The organism is Marinimicrobium sp. UBA4209, assembly GCF_002381585.1.
GTDB classification, from domain to species: Bacteria; Pseudomonadota; Gammaproteobacteria; order Pseudomonadales; family Cellvibrionaceae; genus Marinimicrobium; species Marinimicrobium koreense.
On the sequence record NZ_DFTP01000075.1, the window covers coordinates 883 to 9,774 of the forward strand.

9 protein-coding genes are annotated in these 8,892 nt (G+C 55.5%); 5 read left to right on the forward strand and 4 right to left on the reverse strand.

The window, feature by feature from the left end:
• Positions 1-75 precede the first annotated feature (75 nt).
• Positions 76-1,557 carry an amidohydrolase family protein gene (locus tag B3187_RS11095; protein ID WP_286806452.1) on the forward strand — a complete coding sequence of 494 codons (1,482 nt, stop codon included), beginning with the start codon at positions 76-78 and terminating at the stop codon, positions 1,555-1,557.
• A 109-nt stretch (positions 1,558-1,666) separates the two neighbouring features.
• Positions 1,667-2,056, forward strand: a complete 390-nt coding sequence (locus tag B3187_RS11100; protein ID WP_286806454.1) for a Dabb family protein — start codon at positions 1,667-1,669, stop codon at positions 2,054-2,056.
• Positions 2,057-2,134: 78 nt separating this feature from the next.
• On the opposite strand, the gene B3187_RS11105 is transcribed toward B3187_RS11100, so the two are convergent.
• Positions 2,135-2,365 (reverse strand): hypothetical protein, encoded by a 231-nt coding sequence (locus tag B3187_RS11105; protein WP_286806456.1) that lies wholly within the window; start codon positions 2,363-2,365, stop codon positions 2,135-2,137.
• A 32-nt stretch (positions 2,366-2,397) separates the two neighbouring features.
• On the opposite strand from B3187_RS11105, the gene B3187_RS11110 reads away from it, so the two are divergent.
• Complete coding sequence (locus B3187_RS11110; RefSeq protein ID WP_286806457.1) at positions 2,398-3,549, forward strand: glycoside hydrolase family 88 protein; 1,152 nt, start codon at positions 2,398-2,400, stop codon at positions 3,547-3,549.
• A 33-nt stretch (positions 3,550-3,582) separates the two neighbouring features.
• On the opposite strand, the gene B3187_RS11115 is transcribed toward B3187_RS11110, so the two are convergent.
• Positions 3,583-3,966, reverse strand: a complete 384-nt coding sequence (locus B3187_RS11115) for a PKD domain-containing protein (RefSeq protein WP_286806458.1) — start codon at positions 3,964-3,966, stop codon at positions 3,583-3,585.
• A gap of 244 nt (positions 3,967-4,210) precedes the next feature.
• Here B3187_RS11115 and B3187_RS11120 point away from each other — a divergent pair, with 244 nt between their 5' ends.
• Positions 4,211-4,402, forward strand: coding sequence for a hypothetical protein (locus tag B3187_RS11120; protein WP_286806459.1), 192 nt, complete (start codon positions 4,211-4,213; stop codon positions 4,400-4,402).
• A 60-nt stretch (positions 4,403-4,462) separates the two neighbouring features.
• Positions 4,463-5,635 carry a helix-turn-helix domain-containing protein gene (locus B3187_RS11125; RefSeq protein ID WP_286806460.1) on the forward strand — a complete coding sequence of 391 codons (1,173 nt, stop codon included), beginning with the start codon at positions 4,463-4,465 and terminating at the stop codon, positions 5,633-5,635.
• Positions 5,636-5,705: 70 nt separating this feature from the next.
• On the opposite strand, the gene B3187_RS11130 is transcribed toward B3187_RS11125, so the two are convergent.
• Positions 5,706-7,322: a hypothetical protein gene (locus tag B3187_RS11130; protein WP_286806461.1), complete on the reverse strand. Its 1,617-nt coding sequence runs from the start codon at positions 7,320-7,322 to the stop codon at positions 5,706-5,708.
• A 382-nt stretch (positions 7,323-7,704) separates the two neighbouring features.
• Positions 7,705-8,892: FGGY family carbohydrate kinase (locus tag B3187_RS11135; protein ID WP_286806462.1), on the reverse strand; the 1,188-nt coding region annotated here is incomplete at its 5' end.

Here is an 8,892-nt window from a genome sequence, read left to right on the forward strand (position 1 = left end):
CTTCTAGTTACCACCCGTTCCTTCCGGCCCCACCACGGGCAAGTTGTTCCTAATTCCTGAAATCAGGAGCCAACCATGAAATTTGTTCACGATCCCGAGGGCACACGCCTGCCCATCAAGCTGGACAGCACCAGTAATGGAGAGTATGTGCCTATCCCGCTGGACAAGACGAGCAAGCTGGCCAACCGCATGGCGCACGAGGCCACCTCTGCCAACGCACACCGGCTGGGTGTCAGCCGACGGGAGCTGCTGGTGTCCGCCTGCGGCGCGGCGACCACCCTGTTGGCGTTCAATGCGGCTCAGGCGGCGGCCGGGCGTGGGGCTGGTTTTTATTCCCTGGCGTCTGAAGCCGGGCTTGATAAGTATGCCGCCGCCGAGGCGCTGGAAGGGGATGAATTCATCTTCGATGTGCAGGGTCATTTCGTGAATCCCACTGGGGCCTGGCTGGACAAGATACCGGAGGATGCTCGACCCCTGTCCGGCATGGAACAGGCCGGCTGCGCCCTGGCCACCGGCAAGGAGGACCGCTCTTATCTGCAGTGCCTGGGCCCGGATGCGTTTATCCAGGATGTGTTCATGGATTCCGACACCGACCTGATGGTGCTTTCCTTCGTGCCCTCGAAGCGGGACGAGGAGCCACTCACCATTGAGGAAGCGTCCGCCGCGCGATCGATTGTCAATCAGATGAAAGACAACCGTCACCGCCTGTTTCTGCACGGGCGGGTCAATCCGAATCAGGACGGCGACCTGGAGGACATGGACCGACTGAAGGAGGAATTCGGCGTGGTCGCCTGGAAGACCTATACCCAGTGGGGACCGGACGGCAAGGGCTACTGGCTGGATGATGACGACACCGGTATTCCCTTTCTGGAGAAAGCGCGCAAGCTGGGCGTGAAGATCATCGTCATTCACAAGGGCATTCCTTTCGGACCCCAGTCCTATGAGCACTCCCTCTGCGACGACATTGGCCGGGTCGCCAAGCGCTATCCCGATCTGAAGTTTCTGGTCTATCACTCAGGGTTTGTGCCCGGGCAGGCCGAGGGGCCCTATGATCCTAGCCGGAACGAAGGCGTCGACTCCCTGATCAAGACGGTGGTCGAGAACGACCTTGGCCGACACTCCAATGTTTACGCGGAACTGGGGTCAACTTGGCGGTTTCTGATGCGCGACCCCGACTCCGCCGCGCATACTCTGGGCAAGTTGATCAAATACCTGGGGGAGGACAATGTGCTCTGGGGCACCGACTCTATCTGGTACGGCTCGCCCCAGGACCAGATTCAGGCGTTCCGGACTTTCCAGATTGCCGAAGCAGTACGGGAAAAACACGGCTACCAGGGGCTGACACCAGAGATCAAGCGCAAGATCTTTGGCCTCAATGCCCTCGTGCCCTACGAGATTGACGAGTCACTGATCCGCCAGCTGGTCGGCAAAGACAACATCTCTCTGGCCCGAGCCCACTACCGCGAGCACCCGGATCCCCACTACCGCACCAATGGTCCCAAGACGCGTCGCGAATTTCTGAACCTGATGCGGTGGAGTGGTGGCCGGGCTACCTGATGGGCTTGCGTGGCTTCGCCTGGGATGTCATCATTAATTTATATGATAAATTGGCAGATCTACCTTAGGTCTGGCCAGAAATGATGCCCCCAACAAAAAGGTCAACACCATGACAAAGAACGTCCGGATTCTCGCTTTCGCCATTTTCTCCACGCTGGCCGCGGTGAGCACAGCTCATGCCACCGAGGACCCAGTGCGGCATATTGTTGCCTTCAAATATAAAGAAGGGGCAGCCGAGAGTGATATCAATCAGGTAACCAATGCCTTCCGCGCTTTACAGAACGAAATTCCCGGAATCGCCTCCTATGAAGACGGCGTCAATAACAGTCCGGAAGGCTTGAACAAAGGGTTCACCCACGTTTATGTTGTCACCTTCGACGACGCAGAAGCCAGAGACGAGTACCTGCCGCACCCAGAGCACAAAAAGTTTGTGGCGCTGATGGAGGAGCTCGACATCCTGGAGGATGTATTTGTGATCGATTATTCAATCAAAGAGTGAATAATTATTACCTTTGCCAAAGAACATCTTCAAGCGCCAGCGTAGCGTTATTCAAGCCGCGAACCTGAAGGGAGGTAGCTATCTCTTCAGTTCGCGCTGAATTTCCTCTAGCTGATCCGCAATTCTCGCCTGCTCACGAGCGCTTTTGCGTAAAGCTCGCACTGCCATTACTACGGCAACAGCAAGCCCTACAATTGAACCCAACTTAATCAACAGAGCGACGATGGCGAGCGCACCAGGTGTACCAATCATTATTTGCGTCCTTTTTGTAATACAATTAAGATGAGCGTAATCAATATAATCAGACATTACAACCACTGATCAACCAGAATGGATATCGCATGAACACACTCCTACATCGCAATCGGCTGATTGTACTCGTCGTACTGTTTTTCCTTAACGCTTGCACCACCGGCAGCAACCAGTCTACCCATGCGCTACCGGACGCCGAGGTCGTACGGGAACAACTGACCCGCGCCAATGATTACTGGCAGTCAGAGCATCCGGAACCCGGCTGGGCTTTCTGGGAACACGCGGCTTACCACACCGGCAACATGGAAGCCTATTTCGTAACGGGCGACCAGGACTACCTTGATTATTCCCTGCGCTGGGGCGAGCGAAACGAGTGGATGGGCGCGAAATCAAACCAGCCTTCAGAGTGGAAATACAGCTACGGGGAAACCGACGAGTTTGTACTATTTGGTGATTGGCAGATCTGCTTTCAGACCTATATCGACCTTTATGAAATCACCGGAGATCGCGAAAAAATTGCGCGGGCGCTGGAGGTGATGGAATACCAGATGGCCACCGATGCGGATGACTACTGGTGGTGGGCCGATGGCCTGTACATGGTGATGCCGGTCATGACCAAGCTCTATCAGGTCACTGGCGACGACCTGTACCTTGAAAAGCTGCACGAATACTACACCTACGCCAAAAGCATCATGTACGACGAAGAAACCGGCCTGTTCTTTCGCGATGCCAAGTACGTTTACCCTGAGCATAAGAGCCTGAATGGTCACAAGGATTTCTGGGCCCGGGGCGATGGCTGGATCTTTGCCGGTCTGGCCAAGGTGCTGGCGGACCTGCCCGAGGACCATAGGCATCGGGATGAATACCTGGCGGATTATCAGAAAATGGCCGCCACCCTGGCCGATGCGCAGCAGCCCGGTGGCTACTGGACGCGCAGCCTGCTCGACCCGGAGCACGCTCCCGGGTATGAAACCAGCGGCACGGCCTTTTTTACCTACGGCTACCTGTGGGGCATAAACAATGGCCTACTCGATCGAAATACTTACTTGCCTGTCGCCCTGAACGCGTGGCAGTACCTGAGCGAAACAGCGCTGCAGGGGAGTGGCAAGATCGGCTATATTCAGCCCATTGGTGAGCGAGCCATACCCGGCCAGGTTGTCGACGCCGAATCCACTGCCAATTTTGGCGTGGGCGCCTTTCTGTTGGCCGCCTCTGAGATGTATCTATTACTAGAAAGGTGAGCGCTCCAAGTGGGCGAATCAGTCCTGACTCGTTTACCGGAGGTGGCCTCTGGCCAGCTGACGTGAAATATCGTCGTCCAGCGGCTCCGGTATGGACAGCACAGTCTCCGAATGGGCGCTGGCTTGGCCTCGGTTGATCGTCAGCGTCACGGTATACTCACCGGGCTCACTGTAGGTGTGATAGATATAGGGTTCGGTGCCATCGCTGTTATACACAGCGCCATCGCCCATATCCCAGCGGTAGCCTTGGGCGGTATGATCTTCGGGCGGCAAACACGACACCAGCCCGCTGACGGCCGGATTGATCAGGCAATCAAATTGATCGCCCGACACGCTTCCGTCACTTTGGGGCGATCCGGCGTAGACCAGGGCGGGGACGGCCAACAGGCAAAGGCACAGACGGACTATTATTGGCATGGTGCATTCCTCCTGAGGAACGTGACGGGCAAGCCAAAACGCACGGCAGCTTCGTCAATGCTAGTTAAAAACACGATGCAATATCGTGATGAGCTCCACAGAAACTGTGCGGAACCTTCACCTTATGCGCTCTACCAATAAATTGTGCACAATGCGGGTGAAAAATCGGTGAGTTTTATCCAGCAACGAACAGACCGAGAGGAAATGCTTTGTGATATCCATCAGGCTTTTCAAGATCGCCGGGATGACCTTGCTTGCGCTGGGCCTTGCAGACTGCACCTTCACCGAGCGCGGCGTGTATGACGGTATTCGCCAGGGGCAGATCAACGAGTGCAATCAGATGCCGAGTGGGCAACGAGAGCGCTGCCTGTCCGAGATTACCGGAGAGTATGAGGAGTACCGCCGTCAGCGGGAGATGATCGAGGACGAGCAATAGACCGATAACTTATAGTACAATAGACCAGATTCGACCAAAAACTCATAAAATGACTCGACCATGCTGACGTTTTACCGGCGATCCATGGCAGCCTTTCTGGTGCTGCTGGCGGCCACTGCGACAATCATCTATAGCGGCTATGCCAAGTCGCAACTGAATACCTCACTCTTCCCAGCCGATGACGACGGGTACCTGTGGGCACCGGCGATAGAACCCCGCAACCCCACTGGAGACACCTGGCTATCGATCAAGAGTAAGGCTGGCACACTTGACTACGAGTTTATGCTGGATCCTGAGGAGTCATTTCCGTACACCCATTTCTCCCTGTACTTCATCAAGCCGGAGCAGGCCCATCACATGGTGGATCTGACCGGTTATCACAGCATCTCGTTCCGCGTGCTGTGCGCGCCGCGCAACGTCCTGCTGTTTGCGTTGTTCAGCTATGACGACCAGGTCACCGATCCGCTTCACCAAGATACCCGACGAGTCTCGTCCACCGCATTTTCCTGCGATAACCGCTGGGAAACCGTAACCCTGGAACTGAAAGAGCTGATCACGCCTGACTGGTGGCTGGATCGCTATGGTCTTGAGCTTAGCGAGCGAGGTTACCGCCAGGACAAAACCATGGGTCTGGCATTCATCAACTCCCTACAAAGTCCTGTCGATGTTCTGTCTCAGGTCCGCATCGACGAGCTGAACCTGATTGGCAGCCGGCCCGGTTATCTATACGCCAGTGTGGGCGTCAGCCTGGCCCTGTGGGCGCTCTTCCTCGCATGGGTAACCCGCGCGTACATCTCGGTAAAAACCGCCGTCTTGAAAGAAAAAATAAAGCGGGATCAACCTCTGATTGCCTACAAGAAGCTCTCCATCGAACCTCAGAAAGACAAAGACAAAAGTGCCCTTCTGCGGCATATCGCCACGGAGTACGCCAACTCCGAGCTGACACTGGACTCCACCGCCGTAACACTTGGCATCAACCGCACCAAGGTCAACGAAATTCTGAAAGAAGAGTTGGGCCTGACCTTTACCGCTTACCTGAAGCGGCTTCGATTGACCGAGGCTGCACGCCTGTTGTCAGAGAACTCTGGCGCCAACATTTCCCAAGTGGCGTACTGCGTGGGTTATAACAACGTCTCCTATTTCAACAAGTTGTTCAAAGAAGAGTACGGCTGCCCACCCAAAACCTTTCAGAGCCTGTGTCGCCCCAAAAATCCCGAGGAGAGGCCAGATTAGCATCACCTATCTTCATGGCAACTGCTTTCTTCCTGGCCGCTTCAGAGACGCACCCACTAAAGATTAAACCTTAACTGCCGCCTTGTAACCGCCAGATTTGAAAAGACGATGGAGCATCGCCTACCAGAACGCCGCAGTGCATCCAGTATACGGAGTCGCCACGTCTTGTCGGAAAATTATGAATCGCCTGACAGGCATAGTCGGTGCCACCGACGAGATAACAAAGCTCACCTGTCGTCGAGTTCTGACAGCGCCACACCGAATCCGGATCTTGAGTGCTCGAGGTAAGCAGGCGACCATCGCTCGCACTGTAGCGGTAAGCCCAACCCGAGCTCATTCGGACCGGCGCGTAATTGGGAATCATGATTCGACGACTAGCGTCCACATCAACGTCATACGCACCTGCGAGGTAACGGACAAAGTTGGTCTGCTCGTCGGGGTTGTCCGTAGCACTATAGACTATGGCTTGCCGGTCATTGGCGATCGACCAATCAAAACTTCCCGTTTCATCCGTCCCTGCCCTCGGGATACGATAGTCAGCCGTGCCATCTTCACGGTAAGTCAGCAAGCTGTAGTCGCCCCGGTTATGCACACCCTGGCGATTAAACTCGTAGAATCTTTCAGAGATCAACTTGGGATAAAACCCGTTCACTTCTGTTCGCACAAAGTATTGAGTCTCGGTAGCATATCGCCCCTCACCTCGGTACGTAAGACAACTTCCTTTGGCACGGTGCACCGTTCCCGACAATATCTTGCATGTATCTGTAAAGGAGTCTGTGCTGATTTCAAGTACATTACCATTCAGAGACCAGGTAATTTCCTCGGCGTGGCGCTGGTTGCAGATCGCAGATGCTCGGGCGTAATTTGCCACCCATGAGTCGGCATCACCACTCCCCTCAGCACAATCGGAAAACTCTTCCATCAAACCAGAACCATCCGCATCGAAGCGAACTCGAGCTGCCCACTCTCCGAATGAGTTGGTGTGTATATCCCAAGACCATTGATCCGCTCCAGAGTACTCTATAAAAGTCTCCGGTACCGCCAACAATTCCAGACTGATATCGAAATGAGCTAGTGCGTCTTCTCTGGAAACCAGGGTAAGGCTGGTACCAGTCTCTCCTTCAAACTCATTCAATGCGGACTGCAGCTGTGCATCAAAATTGACGTCATCCAGCTCCACTGCGCTCAGAAATTGCTCCAGACCGAAGTCTCCCAGCATTTGAGCCTCCAGTAAACGGATGCCATTACTTGGGTCACTGTCAGAGTCCAGGGTCTGAAGCAGGCGAAGCAGGTTTACTGTGGTGACATCTGACGGTGCTTCATCCCTACTGACGCCCCGCAATTCAGCCGGGGTAACAACACTGTCAGCCTCATTCAAAGTTACTGTTCCCAACGACATTCCCGCATATGAGAATGCTACCGGCTCATGGGGAATAAACCGGAATCGACCGCTGCTGTCCGTAAAACCAAAAACTTCTCCTGCTTCATACCTCAGCCCTTCAACGGCGGCGTCTATCAAATACCCAAACTCAGTATTGATATCGACCGGATCCTCGGGTTCGTCTTCACCGCCGTTATTCCCGCCGAGATCATTACCACCTCCTCCACTGCTTCCGCCACAAGAGACCAGAAAAAACATCAGGGATGACAATAGTATGAGCAGCAAAGCGTTGAACGAGGAGCGCATGACATTTTCCTTTGGCCAATTCCAGGAGATCAACAGTGATTTTAGATTCTGGCACCTCAATCTTTTATTGTCCAATATTTCCACAGTCAAACGCCCAGACAAGAGTCGATCACTTGCCGTTACGCGCGAGAGATTTAATTATTCATATAAAAAATGCCACCAATCATAACGTAATGGCATTAGCCCCTCGATGGCAACGCCGGGTTTCTTTACACGCGGAACAGGCCGGCTAATAACCCGACCATCACTCGAGGGAACCCAACGCTCATGTGGATCGGCACCTCATCACGGTTTTGAACTGGCTAGCAGTTTTCGTACTCGCTTAATAAGATTCCACAAAATGAGTATTTCGGCGCATTTTCGAGACGGAACCTGAGTCGACTCACCCGTTCCGCGCACGCTCGATGGCTGCCTGCCAGCCTTTGAGCATTGCATCACGCTCCTGATCGCCCAGTTGGGGTTCGCAGCGTCGGTCCAGGGTCCAGTGCTGAGCCAGATCGTTCAGATCCCCGAACAGGCCGAGCTGTAACCCGGCCAGACGAGCGGCCCCGAGCGCCGTGGTTTCGATGATGTCCGGACGCTCCACCGGAACGTGCACAATGTCGGCCAGAGCCTGTAGCAGCCAATTATTGGCTACCATGCCGCCGTCCACCCGCAGGGTTTCGGGCCGCTCACCGGCATCGTCTTCCATGGCTTTGAACAGATCCCGGGTCTGATAACACACCGCTTCCAGTGCCGCGCGTGCCAGCTCGGCGCGGCCACTGTCGCGGGTCAGGCCGCAGATCAACGCGCGGGCGTCCGGCTCCCAGTGCGGCGCCCCCAGCCCGGTGAAAGCCGGCACCAGATACACACCCCGGTTGGAACTCAGGCTCTCCGCCAGGGCTTCAGTTTCCTCGGCGCTTTGGATAATGCCCAATTTATCTCTCAGCCACTGCACCGCCGCACCGGCAACAAAAATCGCGCCTTCCAGCGCGTATACGGGCTTGCCGTCAAACCGGTAGGCGATGGTGGTCAGCAGNNNNCGATGTTGGGACAGGCGCGGGGTCTCACCAATGTTCATCAGGGCGAAACAACCGGTACCGTAGGTGCTCTTGATCATCCCCGGCTCGAAGCAGGCCTGGCCGACCACCGCCGCCTGTTGGTCGCCTGCCACCCCGGCAATGGGTAACTCCACCCCATCGAGCCCCTCCAGCGCGGTTCCGAAGTCGGCGGCGCAATCGAGCACCTCGGGCAACATGGCCTCGGGAATGCCGAACCGCTCCAACAGCACCGGGTCCCAACACTGGTCGTTGATGTTGTAGAGCAGGGTACGGGAGGCGTTGGTGGCATCGGTAGCGTGGACTTTGCCGCCGGTAAACTTCCAGATCAGCCAGGTATCCATGGTGCCGAACAGCAGGTCACCGCGCTCGGCTTTGGCGCGGGCATCTTCCACGTTATCCAGAATCCAGGCGATTTTGGTGGCGGAGAAATAGGGATCAAGTAGCAGCCCGGTGCGCGCTCGGGTGTCATCCTCCAGCCCATCGCGGGCGAGCCTGCGACAGTGATCAGCGGTGCGGCGGTCCTGCCAGAC